15 protein-coding genes are annotated in these 15,055 nt (G+C 73.9%); 9 read left to right on the top strand and 6 right to left on the bottom strand.

From position 1 onward, the window contains the following. Positions 1-8: 8 nt before the first annotated feature. Positions 9-1,244 carry an FAD-dependent monooxygenase gene (locus IE269_RS25430; protein WP_189825474.1) on the bottom strand — a complete coding sequence of 412 codons (1,236 nt, stop codon included), beginning with the start codon at positions 1,242-1,244 and terminating at the stop codon, positions 9-11. 67 nt (positions 1,245-1,311) lie between these two features. After that, the gene (locus IE269_RS25425) at positions 1,312-1,863 is read right to left on the bottom strand and encodes a DUF6817 domain-containing protein (RefSeq protein WP_189825473.1); all 552 of its coding nucleotides are present in this window, start codon (positions 1,861-1,863) and stop codon (positions 1,312-1,314) included. A gap of 194 nt (positions 1,864-2,057) precedes the next feature. On the opposite strand from IE269_RS25425, the gene IE269_RS25420 reads away from it, so the two are divergent. Beyond that, complete coding sequence (locus tag IE269_RS25420; RefSeq protein WP_189825472.1) at positions 2,058-2,969, top strand: LysR family transcriptional regulator; 912 nt, start codon at positions 2,058-2,060, stop codon at positions 2,967-2,969. Here the strand turns inward: IE269_RS25420 and IE269_RS25415 are convergent. Beyond that, positions 2,966-3,571, bottom strand: coding sequence for a hypothetical protein (locus IE269_RS25415; RefSeq protein WP_189825471.1), 606 nt, complete (start codon positions 3,569-3,571; stop codon positions 2,966-2,968). The genes IE269_RS25420 and IE269_RS25415 overlap by 4 nt on opposite strands. A gap of 71 nt (positions 3,572-3,642) precedes the next feature. Beyond that, the gene (locus IE269_RS25410) at positions 3,643-6,579 is read right to left on the bottom strand and encodes a tetratricopeptide repeat protein (RefSeq protein ID WP_189825470.1); all 2,937 of its coding nucleotides are present in this window, start codon (positions 6,577-6,579) and stop codon (positions 3,643-3,645) included. Positions 6,580-6,703: 124 nt separating this feature from the next. On the opposite strand from IE269_RS25410, the gene IE269_RS25405 reads away from it, so the two are divergent. The 3 genes from IE269_RS25405 (at position 6,704) to IE269_RS25395 (ending at position 8,840) form a co-directional block, all read left to right on the top strand. Continuing rightward, positions 6,704-7,006, top strand: coding sequence for a hypothetical protein (locus IE269_RS25405; RefSeq protein ID WP_189825469.1), 303 nt, complete (start codon positions 6,704-6,706; stop codon positions 7,004-7,006). A gap of 136 nt (positions 7,007-7,142) precedes the next feature. Next, positions 7,143-7,811 carry a HEAT repeat domain-containing protein gene (locus tag IE269_RS25400; protein WP_189825468.1) on the top strand — a complete coding sequence of 223 codons (669 nt, stop codon included), beginning with the start codon at positions 7,143-7,145 and terminating at the stop codon, positions 7,809-7,811. A 9-nt stretch (positions 7,812-7,820) separates the two neighbouring features. After that, the gene (locus IE269_RS25395) at positions 7,821-8,840 is read left to right on the top strand and encodes a HEAT repeat domain-containing protein (RefSeq protein ID WP_189825467.1); all 1,020 of its coding nucleotides are present in this window, start codon (positions 7,821-7,823) and stop codon (positions 8,838-8,840) included. 18 nt (positions 8,841-8,858) lie between these two features. Here IE269_RS25395 and IE269_RS25390 read toward each other — a convergent pair whose 3' ends face one another. Continuing rightward, entirely contained in the window at positions 8,859-9,818 is a 960-nt protein-coding gene (locus IE269_RS25390) for a LysR family transcriptional regulator (RefSeq protein ID WP_189825466.1), read from the bottom strand. A 95-nt stretch (positions 9,819-9,913) separates the two neighbouring features. Between IE269_RS25390 and IE269_RS25385 the strand changes: the two genes are divergently transcribed. After that, positions 9,914-11,080: a nuclear transport factor 2 family protein gene (locus IE269_RS25385; protein ID WP_189825465.1), complete on the top strand. Its 1,167-nt coding sequence runs from the start codon at positions 9,914-9,916 to the stop codon at positions 11,078-11,080. Positions 11,081-11,087: 7 nt separating this feature from the next. Here the strand turns inward: IE269_RS25385 and arsM are convergent, their stop codons facing one another. Next, positions 11,088-11,843 (bottom strand): arsenite methyltransferase, encoded by a 756-nt coding sequence (gene arsM, locus IE269_RS25380; RefSeq protein ID WP_189825464.1) that lies wholly within the window; start codon positions 11,841-11,843, stop codon positions 11,088-11,090. 119 nt (positions 11,844-11,962) lie between these two features. Here arsM and IE269_RS25375 point away from each other — a divergent pair, with 119 nt between their 5' ends. The 4 genes from IE269_RS25375 to IE269_RS25360 are packed head-to-tail and all read left to right on the top strand — an operon-like array spanning position 11,963 to position 15,005. Then, positions 11,963-12,427, top strand: a complete 465-nt coding sequence (locus tag IE269_RS25375) for an ArsR/SmtB family transcription factor (RefSeq protein ID WP_189825463.1) — start codon at positions 11,963-11,965, stop codon at positions 12,425-12,427. After that, complete coding sequence (gene arsB / locus IE269_RS25370; protein ID WP_189825462.1) at positions 12,424-13,551, top strand: ACR3 family arsenite efflux transporter; 1,128 nt, start codon at positions 12,424-12,426, stop codon at positions 13,549-13,551. Before IE269_RS25375 ends, arsB begins: the two co-directional genes overlap by 4 nt. An 8-nt stretch (positions 13,552-13,559) precedes the next feature. Next, positions 13,560-13,997 carry an arsenate reductase ArsC gene (locus IE269_RS25365; protein ID WP_189825461.1) on the top strand — a complete coding sequence of 146 codons (438 nt, stop codon included), beginning with the start codon at positions 13,560-13,562 and terminating at the stop codon, positions 13,995-13,997. 33 nt (positions 13,998-14,030) lie between these two features. Next, positions 14,031-15,005, top strand: a complete 975-nt coding sequence (locus IE269_RS25360) for a helix-turn-helix transcriptional regulator (protein WP_189825460.1) — start codon at positions 14,031-14,033, stop codon at positions 15,003-15,005. Positions 15,006-15,055: the final 50 nt, after the last annotated feature.

Below are 15,055 nucleotides of genomic sequence, written 5' to 3'. Positions count from 1 at the left end.
TCACGGGCTCAGGCCTCCCCTCCCCCGTAGTCCGGAAGGTCGACGGCGTCGGCGGCCGGGTTCGTGAACCGTCCGGCGAGGCCGCTGACCTTCGGGTGCGCGGCGATCCCGGCGAGCGTCCGCAGGACCTCCACGCCCGCCCGGCTCCTGGGGTGCGCGACGAAGGGCGCGGCCTTCGGGACGCGCTGGGCCCGGTCGACGTACGGCCGCATGATCGTCTCGTACGAGCGGAACGCGACGCGGTGGTCGGCGTGCCGGGCGAGTTCGCCCGCCAGGACGTACGCGCCGACCAGCGCGAGGCTCGTGCCCATGCCGCTGAGCGGCGACGCGCAGTAGGCGGCGTCGCCGAGGACGGCGATCCGGCCGCGCGACCAGCGGGGCAGGAGCATCTGCCCGACCGCCTCGAAGTGGAAGTCCGGGGAGGCGGCCATGCCGTCGAGCACGCGCGGGGTCTCCCAGCCGGCGTCGGCGTAGTGACGGCGCAGGAACTCCTGCTGGGCGGCGGCGGGCAGCCGCTGGAGGGCGGGGGTCCTGCGGTCGGGGCCGGCGCCGGGGGCGGGGCGGGACAGGAAGGAGAAGGAGGCGCGGGTGGTGCCCTGGTTGTCGGGGCGCAGGAGGACCACGCGGCGGCCGGGCGCGTTGTACCAGCGGGCCCAGCGGCCGTCGGTGGTGGCGCGGGGGATGGTGAAGTAGGCGGTGCACAGGCCGAGCGAGCGGGTGCGGGCCCGGTCGCCGAAGACGAGATCGCGGGTGCGGGAGCGGAAGCCGTCGGCGAGGACGACGAGGTCGAAGTGGCGGTCGGGGCCCTGCCGGAAGGACGCCCGGACGCCGTCGGCCGTCTCGTGGAGAGCGGTGATCTCGTTGTCGAAGACGTACTCGGTGTCGTTGCGGGTCTCCTGGTGGAGGAGGTCGGCGAGTTCGCCGCGCAGGATCTCCAGCTCGATGACGAAGCCCTCGCCGTCGAGGGAGTCGGAACCGAAGCTCGCGCGGGTGCGGTTGCGGGAGTCGACGAAGCGCAGGCCCGCCTCGTGGGTGAGGCGCTTGCGTGCGGCATCCTCCAGGCCCATCCGCTGGACGACGGTCCGCCCGGCGCCGCGCAGGTCGACGGTCTGGCCGCCGCCGCGCAGTTCGGGGGCGCGTTCGACGACGGTGGGGGTCAGTCCGTGACGGCGGAGCCAGAAGGCGAGGGCGGGACCGGCAATGCTGGCGCCGGAGACGAGGACGGTGCGGGGCGTGGGGGTCATAAGGGGCAGGTTACCCGTGTTTCGCCAATGAACTTGCCAATATTATTGAAGACTTGAGGTGTTCGGGTCATTGCTCCGCTCGTACGTCTGCCCCCAGCACGGTGCCGCAGTCCTGCCGGGCGGCGAGGCTGAGCAGCGGGCCGAACCGCTCGAAGAGGGCGAGGAGTTGAGCCCCGTGGCGGGCACGGAAGGCCGGGTCCGTGTCGGCGAGGTCGAGTTCGTTGGCGGCGGTCAGCTCGGCGAAGTCCCGCTTCTCCTGGGGGGTGAGGGTGCGGGCGAGCCCGGTGAAACGGTCCGTGAAGGTGGCGGCCGGGTCGTCGGTGAAGCCGGGGTAGGTGGCCCGGCGGTCGCAGCTCGCGTAGAGGTGGACGAGGGCTTCGGCCTCGGGGCCGATCGCGGCCCGGAGGCGGTCGCGATGGCCGGGCGGCTGGAGGCTCTGGCCGAACCCGTCGGTGCCGTAGCAGGCGTGGCAGAGACCGGCGAGCTGCAACACCGGCCGGGCCCCCCAGTCCGCGAGCCGCTGCCGTACGCGGTCGAGATGGGCGAGGAGGGTGCCGCCGGGGTGGGGCAGGGTGTCGGCCCCCAGGTCGAGGAGGAGTCGGCGGGCTTCTGTTTCCATCGGCGTCCACTCGCTTTCCGCGCCTCGGTATCCACGGGCGGTCGGCACCCGGCAAGCCCCTCCCACCGTCTAGAACAGTGCTCGGGACCGGCCGGGTTGCCGCCTCGGGCCCTGGTGGAGATCGTCCCGCGCCGACAACTCCCAGTCAATCCTAGGGTTTTCTTGCCCACCCCCAAGCTGTAGCTTTACCCTCCATGACCCTCGACGACCTCCGCGTCTTCGTCGCCGTGTGCCGCAGCGGCAGCCTCAGTGCCGTCGCCCGCGAGCTGTCCTGCACGCAGTCCGCGGTGAGCCAGCACGTCAAGCGTCTGGAGCGGGAGACCGGCCTCTCCCTCCTGGAACGCCTGCCGCGCGGCGTGGTGCCCACCCCCGCCGGGCAGCTCCTCAACGCCGCTGCGGCAGGCGGCCTCGGCGACATCGACAACGCCGTACGCCAGCTCAAGGAGCTGGTGCACGGCGAGGGCGGTTCGATACGGATCACCACCGGCGCGACGACCGTCCGGCACTTCATGTCGGAGGCGGTGGTCGACTTCCGGCGTCAATTCCCGGACGTACGGCTGGAGTTCAGAACGGCGACCTCCAGCCGCGCCTGCTTCGACGCGCTCCTGGCGGGCGGCCAAGACCTGGCGTGGATCACTCTGGGCGAGCCCGTGCGGGGCATCGAGCAGCGGCCGGTGGTCGAGCTTCCGTGGGTGCTGGCCGTCGCTGCCGACGATCCTCTCGCGGCCAAGTCCCGTATCGGAACGGCCGACTTGGCGGACGTACGCCTGATCGCCCTGCCCGAGAACGCCACTTCGCGCTCCCGGCTGGACTCCTGGTTCGCGGCCTCCGGAGTCGAGCCGACCTCGGACACCAGCGTCGCGGACTGGGACACGGCGATCCTGCTGGCCGAACTCGGCCTGGGCCACGCCGTGGTCCCCGACCTGCCCGCCTGGCACGGCCCCGCGCACCCCCACTGCCGCCTGATCCCGCTCCCCGAACTGCCCCCGCTGTGGACCGGCTGGGCGGTGCGCCGCTGGGAGGCGCTGCCGCCACTGGCCAGGTCCTTCGCGGACACGGTCGAGGAGAGTTGCGCGAGGACCTTCCCGGCGGGGGCAGCTCGCTAGCCCGCGTGCCCCAGCAGGAATTCCGTCGCCCGTGCGATGGCCTCCGCCGAGGTGGCGTACACGGCGGGCGACTCCTCCTCCTGCCGGTCCGCGCCGGTGGCGGCGTACCACCAGGCGTCGGCGTCGGGGTCGTGGTGGATCACGGCGTCGCCTCCCGCGTAGGCGAGCGGGATCGACTCGCCCGAGGTCCGCTTCACGACCGCGTGGGGCCACTTCAGCCGCGCGGACTGCCGCTTCAACCCGCCCCAGGCGGCGCCGAGTTGTACGTACGAGGCGCCTGTCCGCCCGGCGGCGGTGGCGGCGCTCTCGGCGAGCCGGTCGACGGACTGCTTGGCCTCGTACAGCGACCGCAGCACCGCCAGCTGCACGTCGGGCGCGGCCATCAGCACGGGGTCGAACTCCTTCCCGGCCTCGCGGTAGGCGGTGGCACGCGTCGAGATGCGCTGGGCGAGGGCCCGTACGGCGTCGAGGACCTTGTCGTCCATGGCCAGCGAGTCGTCGAGGGTGGGCTCGGCCCAGGCGGGTTCGACCTGGGCGGTCACGGTGGACCAGAAGGTGGGGTCATTCTTGCCGGGGGTGGGGATGGTCGCGATGTCGTCCATGCGACAAGCGTAGCTGTCGCGAGCAAGGTGCGACAAGTATTTTTGTCGAGGGATCCGTGCGACAGGTTTCCTTACCCGCCCGGCAGCCTGTCCAGGATGCGCAGCAGCGGCCCGACCGCCCGCAGGGTCCAGGTGCGACGCCAGGCGACTCCGCGCCGCGGCCCGTCGGCGGCGGGTTCCCCGCCCTGCACCGCCTCCACCGCCGCCACGGCCCTGCGCAGCACCCCCACTCCGCCGACGATCAGGCGTGGGCTGGGCCGCAGCGCCAGCACCGAGGCCACGTGTCCGGCACGGCCGGGCCAGCGGACCTGGTCGGTGTAGAGGGCGACGAGGCGGACGGCGGCCGTCACTGCGGCGCGGTCGGCGGGGAGGTGTTCGCGGAGCAGTTCCACCACCGGGCGGGCGATCGCCTCCTCCGCCTCGGCCTCGGAAAGCCCCAAGTGCCGGACGAAGGCCAGGGTCAGGTCGGCGGTCGCGTCCTCGTGGCGTCCGGCGTAGGCACGTACGACGGCACGCCCGCCCAGGCACCACGGACGGTCCGGCTCCTGCTCCAGGACGCGGGTGAACTCCCTTTCGGCCAGGTCGAGTTCATCCATCTGCCAAGCCACCCAGCCGCGCATCGCGGACGTGTGCACTTCCCAGTCGCCGATCTCCGCCGACCGGTTCAGCTCGGCCAGCGCCTCGGCCTCGCGGCCCCCGATCCCGTACAGCGCCCAGGCGCGGAGACTGTACGGCCAGCCGGCGCCCCGGAGTTCGCCCTCCTCCGGGGCCAGGGCCCGGTCGATCTCCGTGAGGGCGTCCGCGTACCGGCCGTAGTCGAGCAGCAGCGCCGCCAGGTAGACCCGGCACCAGGGGACCTGGGCACGCTCCTCCTCCCGGTCGGCGGCCCGGCGCATCGCCCGTTCGGCCTCGTCCCAGCGATCCAGGTCCTTCAGGCAGCGGCCGCGCTCCATGTGGGCCCCCGGGTAGCCCGGGTCGACGGCCAGTGCCCGGTCCGCGTCCGCCAACCCCTCGCGCGCCCGCCCCAGTTCACGCATCAGGAAGGCCCGGTTGACGTACGCCCAGTCCTGGCGGGGGTCCAGCTCGACCGCCCGGTCGAAGTCGGCGAGCGCCTCGTCCCGCAGCCCCTCCCGCAACCTCAACCAGCCCCGGTACGTGAGGTGGTCGGCGTCCTGCGGCGCCACCCGCACCACCTCGTCCCACGCCGCCAGCGATTCGGCCGTACGTCCGGCGTCCAGCAGCGTGCGCGCGAGGCCCTCCCACCCGTCCACGCTCCCCGGGTCCAGGGCGACCGCCGCCCGGAAGTCGGCCAGCGCCTCGTCGTACCGCTCGGCGCGGGCATGCAGCAGTCCGCAGATGCAGTGGGCGCGCACCCGTCCGGCGGGGGCGAGTCCCCGGCCCGCGAGCAGCTCGTCCAGCACCCCCGCACGGTCACCGCCCGCCAGCCGCCACCCCCAGGCCGCGACCTCCTCCTCCCCTCCGTCCTCCCCCGCCCTCACCAGCAACTGCACCCACCGCCGCAGCACCCCCTCCCCCTGCTCGCACGCCTCCGCCACCTCGACCAGCGCGTCGGGCAGCGCCCGCAGCGGGTCGGCGCACAGCCGGTGGTAGGTCTCCCCGGCCCGCTCCTCGCGCCACTGCGCGTCGCCCCAGCGCTCGTCCTCCGCCAGCACCTCCTCGCGCCGTTCCCGCCCCGCCCGGAACAGCGCCGCCAGTGCCTCCTGCGCCTCCCGCCAGCGGGCGGGCGAGGTGGTGCGCTGGTGCCGGAGCATCGGCGCCCGTACGACCTCGTGGTACCGGCAGCGACCACCCCGGTCCGTGACGAACGCCAGCCGCCGCACCCACCCGTACTCCTCGGCGGCCTCCGCAGGCACCACCGCCCGGAAGACGTCCTCGTCGAACTGCAAGGGCAGCGCGCAGGCGAGCGCCGCCTCCCGCCGCGCCGGGTCGTTCTCCCACTTCAGGAAGCGTTCCACGGCCGTCCCCGACGGGTCGTCGACCGCCTCCGCCGAGCCGGGTCGCGCCTGGGCGAGGGTGTGCACGAGCACGGGCAGCCCTCCCGACAGGCGCAGCACGACCTCCACGACCCGCTCGTCCGCGATCCCCTGGAGCGCGAGGAGCGCCCTCGCCTCCTCCTCCGTGAACACCTCCAACGGCACCTCCGCCACCAGGTCCAGCCAGTCCCCCCAGCAGCGCGCGTCCAGCCGTCCCTGTCCGGACAGCACGAGCTGTACGTTCGCGGGCAGTTCGCCGTGCACCTCGTCGAACGCGATGTCGCGGAGCCACTCGTCGAGCGCGGGCCCGGTCCGTTCGTACACGTCGAAGAACAGCACCAGCCAGGGCCGTTTGCGCGCCGCCTCGGCCAGCTCCTCCAGGAAGACGGGGGTCAGGGTCCGTACCGGATCGAGTACGAGCCGTACGTCGTCCTGCGACCGGAGCCGGGCCCCGAGCGCCGCCCGCAGCCGGTCCGCGCCCTGCGCCACCTGCTGCGGGTCGACGGCCCCGACGAACGCCCCGAGGCCGGGCACCATGCCGAGCCCGACGAGACCGACCTGCGCGGCGACGGTCGAGGAGGGCGAGGGCGGCGCCAACTCGCCGTCGGGGCTCGGGACTTCAGGGCCCGTCTGGCCACCGGCCGCGCCCTGCGCCTCGTGCAGCCGCTGCCGGTACGTCTCCAGCTGCTTGGCGAAGCGGCGGAAGCCCGCGCCCTGCCGGCCGAACCGTTCGGCCACGGCCTCCATGGCCTCGACGGGGCTGTGCACGGTGTCGTCGACGTACGCGGTGGCGGCCCCGCCCCGGGACTGGGCCAGCTCCTCCCACTGACGCAGCAGCGAGGTCTTGCCGACGCCCGCGTTGCCCCGTACGTGGAAGAGGAAGCGGAAGTCGTCGGCGGCGGGATCGCGGGCGAGATTCTCCCGGAAGGCGTCCATCTCGGCCCGCCGCCCCACGAAGCCGCTGCGCCGCCTGCGCCGGACCAACTCCTGCCGAGACAAAGGCCGTTCCGCCATGTCCGACCACCCCCGCGTCCAGTATGGCGGGGCGGCGGGGGCGGGTACCCGTGCGCCGGGGATTGGGCAGGAGTTCACCTCGCGTCCATCTGACGGGTATGGCTCGGCGCATAGATTTCCCGGCGTGGACATATCTGTCGACCTTCCTGTCGCGCTCCGCTGGGTGTTCGCGGTCATCGCGCTTCTTCAGCTCCTCTCCGTCCTCTCCGTCCTGCGCCGGATGCGCCTGCCCGATCCCGGGGCGCGTGCCGTGGCGCGGTGGGACTTCCTCGAAGCCTTCGGATTCCTGGCCGCCACGAGCGGCCTCCTGCTGGGCAGCGGGGTGCTCGGGCTCGGCGGGATCGTGCTCGCGTTCGGGGTCGGGGCCGTGAAGGGGGTGCGCTACCTGCGGGGCCGTCGGGCGAACCGGCCCGGTGCCGCCGCCTGACCTTCGAACCGGCCCGGTGCCGCCGCCTGACCTCCGAACCGCCTGGTCCCGCCGCCTGACCTTCGAACCGCCTGGTCCCGCCGCTTGACCTTGACACGGTGACAAGGTCTTCACTGTGGCGCAGGAGGTGGTCCCGATGACCATGGCACAGCAGGAGCAGGACACCGCCCGGGCGCTCCGGGCGCTGGCGGACGGCCGCGCCTCGGTGCGGCTGCGGGCGACGATGGCGGTGGGCACCGACCCCGACCCGGCGTACGTCGACACGCTCGTCGTACGGTGCGCGGTCGAGCCCGACTTCCAGGTGCGGGAAATGCTGACCTGGGCCCTGACCCGGCACGCGCCCGACCTGACGGTCCCGGCCCTCGTCGGGGAGCTGCGCGCGGAGGGTGCGCAGGCCCGCAGCCAGGCGCTGCACACCCTGTCCAAGACCGGCGACCGGCGGGCCTGGCCGGCGATCACGCGGGCGCTGCTCACCGACGCGGACGACGAGGTCGCGCGGAGCGCCTGGCGGGCGGCGGTCGTCCTCGTACCGGAGGAGGAGCGTCCGGATCTGGCCGCAGTACTGTCGACACAGCTCGGGCGCGGTGGGCGTGCGACGCAGTTGAGCCTCAGCCGGGCGATGATCGCCCTGGGCGAGGTGATCGTGCCGGTGCTGAAGGCGGCGGGCACGCACGCCGACCCCGGTGTGCGGGCGCACGCGCTCGCCACGGAGCGGTTGCTGCGCGACCCGGAGGCCGGGTTCGAGTTCGCGATCGAGGAGGCGAAGCGCGTCGTGGCCCTGGGGCCGGACGCCCAGGAAGGGTGAGGTGCCGGGGTGCTGATCGGTGAGGTGGCGCGGCGGTCCGGGGTGAGCGCGCGCATGCTCCGGCACTACGAGTCGCTGGGGCTGGTGCGGCCCTCGGACCGCAACGGGTCGGGCTACCGGGAGTACGCGGCGGAGGACATCCGCCGTGTCTTCCACATCGAGAGCCTGCGCTCCCTGGGCCTCTCGCTGCGGGACGTCGGGCGGGCGCTCGACGACCCCGGCTTCACCCCGTCCGAGCTGGTCGCCGACCTCATCCGGCAGACCCGGGAGCGGATCGCCGCCGAGACGGAACTCCTCGACCGGCTGAGCCGGATCGACGCGGCCGGGCCCACGGCCTGGGAGGACGTCCTCCAGACCACCTCGCTCCTCCAGGCACTGGGCTCGAAGAGCGCGGGCCGCCGCCAGAGCGCGGTCCTCTCCTCCTCCACGGAGGACGCCCCGGTGGAGGCACTGGTGGAGGCCGCCCTGAACGAACGCGAACCGAACGTCGCCGGGGCCCTGCGCTGGGCGCTGGCCCGCGCGGACGAGAGCCCCTCGGCCCTGCTGGCGAAGGGCCTCGCCTCCCCCACCACGGAGATCCGCCGCCGCGCCGCACGCACCCTCGCCGCGATCCCGGACGCCGGGGCGACGGGGCCGCTGCGCGAGGCCCTGACCCACCGCGACCACGCGGTCCGCCGCATCGCGGCACTGGCCCTGGGCGCACGCGGCCTGCCGGAGGCGATCCCGGTCCTCCTGGACATGGTCGTCCAGGGCCTCAACGACGTGGACGCCGCCGACACGCTGACCACCCTGGCCAACCTGCCCGCACCCGGTGCCGACCCCGCCCCCGCCGACCTCATCGCCGCCGGTCTCGTGGAGCGTGTCGCCCGCAGTGCCAAGGACCCCCTCGCGCGGCGGCGGCTCACCCAGGCGCTCGCGGACATCCCGGGGCCCCTCGCCGCGCAGGCGCTCACCGACCTCACCCGGGACGGCGACCCCGGCGTGGCCCTCACCGCGACGTACCTGCTCGGCAGGCGCGCCACGGGCTGACCCCGTCCGGCAGGGTCCTCACTCCCCGAACGGGGCGAAGGCGGCGCCGAGTTGGGCGATGAGGGCGTCGGCCGAAGGGTGCGGGTCCCGGCTCGGCGTGAGGACGTAGACGCCCCGGGTCGGCGGGTCGACCAGTTCCACCGCCACCACGTCGGGCCGCAGCGCGCTCCTCAGCACTCCCGGGACCAGCGCGACGGCGTGCCCGGTCGCGACCAGGGCGAGTTTGCCGAGCAGGTCGGCGGCGGCGAGGTCGATGCGGGTCTCGGTCCCGGCGCGGGCGGCGTGCCGGCGCAGGAGGGCCGCCGAGCCGTCGTTGTCCTCGGCCCAGGTCTCGTCGGCGAGGTCCGCGATGCGCACGGGTCCGCGACCGGCCAGCGGGTGGCCCGCCGGGAGGACGACGACCATCCGGTCCAGGCCGAGGAAGCGGCGTACGACACGGGGATCGTCGGGCAGCCCCGGCGGTGCGTCCGTGACGACGACCAGGTCGAGGTCACCGGCGGTCATCCGCTCGTGCAACTCGGCGCTCAAACCGGGCAGCAGGCTCCAGCGGAGTGGCAGACCTGGTTCCGCCTGGAGCTGACCGGGTTCCGTCGGGGGCGCACCGGATTCCGGCAAGGGCGAACCGGATTCCGCGAGGAGCCCTCGGATCGCCTCGGGGACGATGCCCGCCGCGAGCGAAGGCGTGGCGCCGACCGCCAACGGCCGCCGCCGCAAACCCCGTTGGGCGTCCCGTGCGGCCCGCACCGCGCGGTCGGCCTCGTTGAGCGTGACCTGGGCGTGGGTGCGGAAGGCCGCCCCGGCGGGTGTGGGACGTACACCGCGGGCATGACGCTCCACCAGCGGGACGCCCAACTCCCTCTCCAGACCGGCGATCTGCCGGGAGACGGCGGACTGGGTGTGGTGCAGTTCGGCGGCCGCCGCGGACAGCGAGCCGAGACGGCACACGGTCACGAAGGTCCGCCACACGGTCAGGTCCATGGCCCCAGTATGCGTACGAGGTATGCGTGTTGCGCAGGGCAGCCCTGCGAGATCTGCGCTTGTCGCAGCCCCTGCCGTCCAGGACGCTGACGAGCATGACGACGACCACCACCGCACCGCGCACCATCACCGTCCTCGGGCTCGGGAGGATGGGCTCCGCGATGGCCGCACGGCTGTCCCACGACTGGGACGTCACCGGCTGGACCCGCTCCGGCCGTACCCCCAGCACCTTTCCTACTACGGACGACCCCCGCTCCGCCGTGGCGAAGGCCGACGTCGTCGTCCTCGCCCTGTTCGACGGCGCGGCCTGCCGCGAGGTGCTCGACACCGTCGCAGGCTCCCTCCGTACGGAGACGGTCGTCCTCAACACGAGCACCGTCTCCCCCGCCGAAGCGGCGGAGTTCGCCGCCCGGCACGCCCGCTACGTCCACGCCCCGGTGCTCGGTTCCATCCCGGCCGTCACGGCGGGCGAGCTGAAGATCCTGGCGGCCGGTGATGCCACGTCACTTCTCCTTGTACGTCCCGTACTTGAGGCCCTCGGCACCGTACGGGAGTGTGCCGACGCCCCCACCTCCGCCGCCCTGAAGCTCCTCGCCAACAGCAGCCTCGCCGGGGCGCTCCTGGCCCTGCGCGACGCGCTGCGTCAGGCCGACGGGCTGGGCCTGACCCGCGCCCAGGCCCTGGACGTACTCGAACTCGGCCACCTGGGCGGTCTGGTGACCCGCAAGCGCCCCCTCCTCACGGGCCCGCCCACGGGGGCCGCCGACTTCACCCTCGGCGCGCTCGCCAAGGACCTGGCGCTGCTTGCCGACGCGTCCGGCGTCCCCCTGCCCGCCGCCGCTGCCCTGGCCGCCACCCCAGCGGCGCCCGACGCGGACATCGCGGTCGTCGCCACGACCCCGGCAGCGCCCGAATCCGTACTCCGCCCCCTCCGCGCCTACCTGCGCGGCCACGCGACCGGCGAACCCGCCCACTTCCGCGAGGCGTTCCTGCCCTCGGCCCATGTGGAGGGCATCCGCGACGGCGCGTTCGTGTCCTGGCCGCTCGACGCGTACTGCGGCCTCTTCTCCGGCCGACCCGCCCCGGACGAGGCGGCCCGCACGCGCCGCATCGACTCGGTCGAGGTGCACGGCACGGTCGCGACGGCCACGATGACGCTCCAGCACGGCCCGGACACGTTCACGGACGTCTTCCTGCTGGTCCGCACCGGCGACGGCGACACGTGGCACATTGCCAACAAGGCCTACCACCGCCACTGCTGACTGTCCGTCAGGCCACCGGCTTGACCGCCCGGACGATCGCCGAGTGCATGCCGTCGGCGACGCCGTGGGTCGGGGTGATCTCCACAGAGGTGAATCCGGCGGCCTCCAGGCCCGCCCGGTACTCCGCGAAGGAGAGCGCTCCGGCGATGCAGCCGACGTACTCGCCGCGCTCCGCCCGCTGTTCGGGCGTGAGGGTGTCGTCCGCGACGACGTCGGAGATGCCGATGCGCCCGCCCGGCACCAAGACCCGGTACATCTCGGCGAAGACGGCCGGCTTGTCGGTGGAGAGGTTCACCACGCAGTTGGAGATCACCACGTCGATGGTGTGCGCGGGCAGCGGGACCGCCTCGATGGCGCCCTTGAGGAACTCGACGTTCGTCGCGCCCGCCTGCTTCTGGTTGGCCAGCGCCAGGGCCAGCATCTCCTCGGTCATGTCGAGTCCGTACGCCTTGCCCGTCGGCCCGACCCGACGCGCGGACAGCAGTACGTCGATGCCGCCCCCGGAGCCCAGGTCGAGGACGCGCTCGCCCTCGCGCAGGTCGGCGACGGCGGTGGGGTTGCCGCAGCCGAGGGAGGCGGCGACGGCCTCGGCGGGGAGTGCGTCGCGCTCGTCGGCGGCGTAGAGCGTGGAGCCGAAGTTCTCGTCGACCTCGATCGCCGCGGGCCCGCAGCAGGCGCTGCCGCCCTCGGTGACCTGGGTCGCGGCGGCGGCGTAGCGGCGGCGGACGGTTTCGCGCAGGTCGGTGGGGGAGGTCTCGGTCATGGTGTCGCTCCTCGGCGGAAACGCCCGCGCCGGGCACCCTCGGGGGCACCACGGCGGGCTGCATCGATGTTTCTCGATACAGGCTTGCATGCTGCATCGGAGAACGTCAATATAGAAGCATGTCGAAACAAGAACTGCCGGTGCTCGGCCAGGACGCCACCGAGGGGGGCTGTCCGACCCTACTGAGCGCCCCCATGCCCGAGGAGACGGCCACCGAGCTGGCCAAGGTCTTCAAGGCGCTCGGCGACCCCGTACGGCTGCGCCTGCTGTCGATGATCGCCTCGCGCGAGGGCGGCGAGATCTGCGTCTGCGACCTCACCCCGGCCTTCGACCTGTCCCAGCCGACGATCTCCCACCACCTGAAGCTGCTGAAGCAGGCCGGGCTGATCGCCTCCGAGCGCCGGGGCACCTGGGTGTACTACCGCCTGCTGCCCGCGACGACCGACCGCCTCTCCGCCCTCCTGGCGAACCCGCACGCCCGGCCGGAGGCCACCGCCGCCCCGCACACCGCCGCCCCGCACGCCGGCGCCCCGCACGCCGCCGCCCCGCACGCCGGTGCACAGCCCGGCGGGGCCGCCCGGTGAGCGCCCCGACCACCGCCCCGATCGCCTCCCGCCTCTCCTTCCTGGACCGCTACCTCGCCGTCTGGATCCTCGCCGCGATGGCCGCCGGGCTCGGCCTCGGCCGTCTGGTGCCCGGCCTCGGGGACGCGTTGGCGCAGGTCAGCGTGGTCGGCGTCTCGCTGCCGATCGCGCTCGGACTGCTGGTGATGATGTACCCGGTCCTCGCCAAGGTCCGCTACGACCGCTTCACCTCCGTCACCCGCGACCGCCGCCTGCTCCTCCCCTCCCTCCTCCTCAACTGGCTGGTCGGCCCGGCCCTGATGTTCGCCCTGGCCTGGCTCTTCCTGCCGGACCTCCCCGAGTACCGGACCGGCCTGATCATCGTCGGCCTCGCCCGCTGCATCGCCATGGTGATCATCTGGAACGACCTCGCCTGCGGCGACCGCGAGGCAGCCGCCGTCCTGGTCGCCCTCAACTCCGTTTTCCAGGTCCTCGCGTTCGGCCTGCTGGGCTGGTTCTACCTCTCCGTGCTCCCCGGCTGGCTGGGCCTGGCGACCACCGGCCTGGACGTGTCCGCCTGGGAGATCGCCCGCAGCGTCCTGATCTTCCTCGGCATCCCGCTCGCCGCCGGATACCTGACCCGCAAGCTCGGCGAACGAGCCAAGGGCCGCACCTGGTACGAGTCCCGACTCGTCCCCCGCATCGGCCCGTTCGCCCTCTACGGCCTGCTCTTCACCATCGTCGTCCTCTTCGCCCTCCAGGGCGAGGCCATCACCTCCCGCCCCGTGGACGTCCTGCGCATCGCCCTCCCGCTGCTGGTGTACTTCGCCGTCATGTGGGCCGGTTCGCTCGCGGTCGGCAGGGCGGTCGGCCTGCCCTACCCGAGGGCCACCACCCTCGCCTTCACCGCCGCCGGCAACAACTTCGAGCTCGCCATCGCGGTCGCCGTCGCCACCTTCGGGGCCTCCTCGGGGCAGGCCCTGGCCGGGGTCGTCGGCCCGCTGATCGAGGTGCCGGTGCTGATCGGCCTGGTGTACGTCGCCCTGGCCGCCCGGCGCTTCTTCCCGGCCCCGGCCGGGGCGGGCCCGGACGCCGCCGCCGAAGGCCGCACCCGTACACACACATCCACCCGCCCCCGCACCTGAGGAAGCCCATGCCCGTCGACAACGCCCCCGGCACACAACACCCCACACCCGCCGTCCTCTTCGTCTGCGTCCACAACGCGGGCCGCTCGCAGATGGCCGCCGCCTTCCTCGCCCACCTCGCCGGGGACCGCGTCGAGGTCCGCTCGGCCGGGTCCGCGCCCGCCGACGCCGTGAATCCGGCGGCCGTCGAGGCGATGCGCGAAGTGGGCGTCGACCTCTCCGCCGCGACGCCAACCCGCCTGACCACCAGGGCCGTTGAGACCTCGGACGTCGTCGTCACCATGGGCTGCGGGGACGCCTGCCCCGTCTTCCCCGGCAAGCGCTACCTGGACTGGGCGCTCGACGACCCGGCCGGGCAGGGCGTGGCCGCCGTCCGGCTGATCCGCGACCGGATCGAGGCCCTCGTACGGGAGTTGCTGGACGAACTCCTGCCGGAGCAGAGCTGAAGGAGCCGCGGCGTCTCGCTTAGGGTCGGGCGCATGCGTGCCGATCGTCTCGTCTCCCTGGTCCTGCTGCTGCGCCAGCGCGGTCGGCTGTCGGCGACGGCGCTCGCCCGCGAGCTGGAGGTGTCCACCCGGACCGTGCTCCGCGACATCGAGGCACTGTCGGCGGCGGGCGTCCCGGTGCACGCCGAGCGCGGGCGGCACGGCGGTTTCGCCCTGCTGCCCGGCTTCCGCACCGAACTCACCGGCCTCAACCACGACGAGGCCCTCGCCCTCCTGGTCGCCGGTTCGCGGCGCGGCCCGCAGGCGTTCGGGCTCGGTTCGGCGCTCGCCTCGGCGATGCTGAAGGTGGTCGACGCGCTGCCCGAGAGCCAGCGGGACACGGCCGCCGGAGTGGCCGAGCGGCTGCTCGTGGACCCCGAGACCGACCTGCTCTCGCGGCGGCAGGACGCCGACGACGTGCCGGGACCGATCGCCGCCGAGGTCCGGCGCGCGGTCCTCGGCGGACAGCGGCTGCGCATCCGGTACGAGGCCGTGGACCGGCCCGCGCAGTGGCGCACGGTGGACCCGGTCGGGCTGGTCACCGTACGCGAACAGACCTACCTCCTCGCCACCCGCTCCGGCGAGGACCGCACCTACCGCCTCTCCCGGATCCGGGCCGCCGAGCTGCTCGACGAGCCCGCGTCGCGCCCGGAGCGGGTCGACCTGGAGCGGGCCTGGCAGGAGCGCAGCCACCGGTTCCGCAACGGCGGCGACCGGGTCACCGCGCAGGTGCGGGTGACCCCGGCGCACCGGGAGCCGCTGGTGACCACGGCCCTCGCAGTCCTCACCGAGGAGCCGGAGGCGGACGGGCGGCTGCGCCTGGAGGTGGCCTTCCAGGACGCTCGGCACGCCGAATGGGCGCTGTGGCAGCTCGCCCCGCACGCGGAGGTCCTCGCTCCCGAGTGGCTCCGCACGACGTTGCACGACCGCGCGGTCGCGGTCGGCGCGCACTACGGGGCGCGCTCCTGATGTCGTACGGCCTCATCCGTACGACCGCCGCCTAGGCTGGACAGCCCGAC

The sequence above is a fragment of the Streptomyces spiroverticillatus genome (assembly GCA_014650415.1).
Classification (GTDB): Bacteria; Actinomycetota; Actinomycetes; order Streptomycetales; family Streptomycetaceae; genus Streptomyces; species Streptomyces spiroverticillatus.
This window is presented reverse-complemented; position numbering and strand designations above follow the sequence as displayed.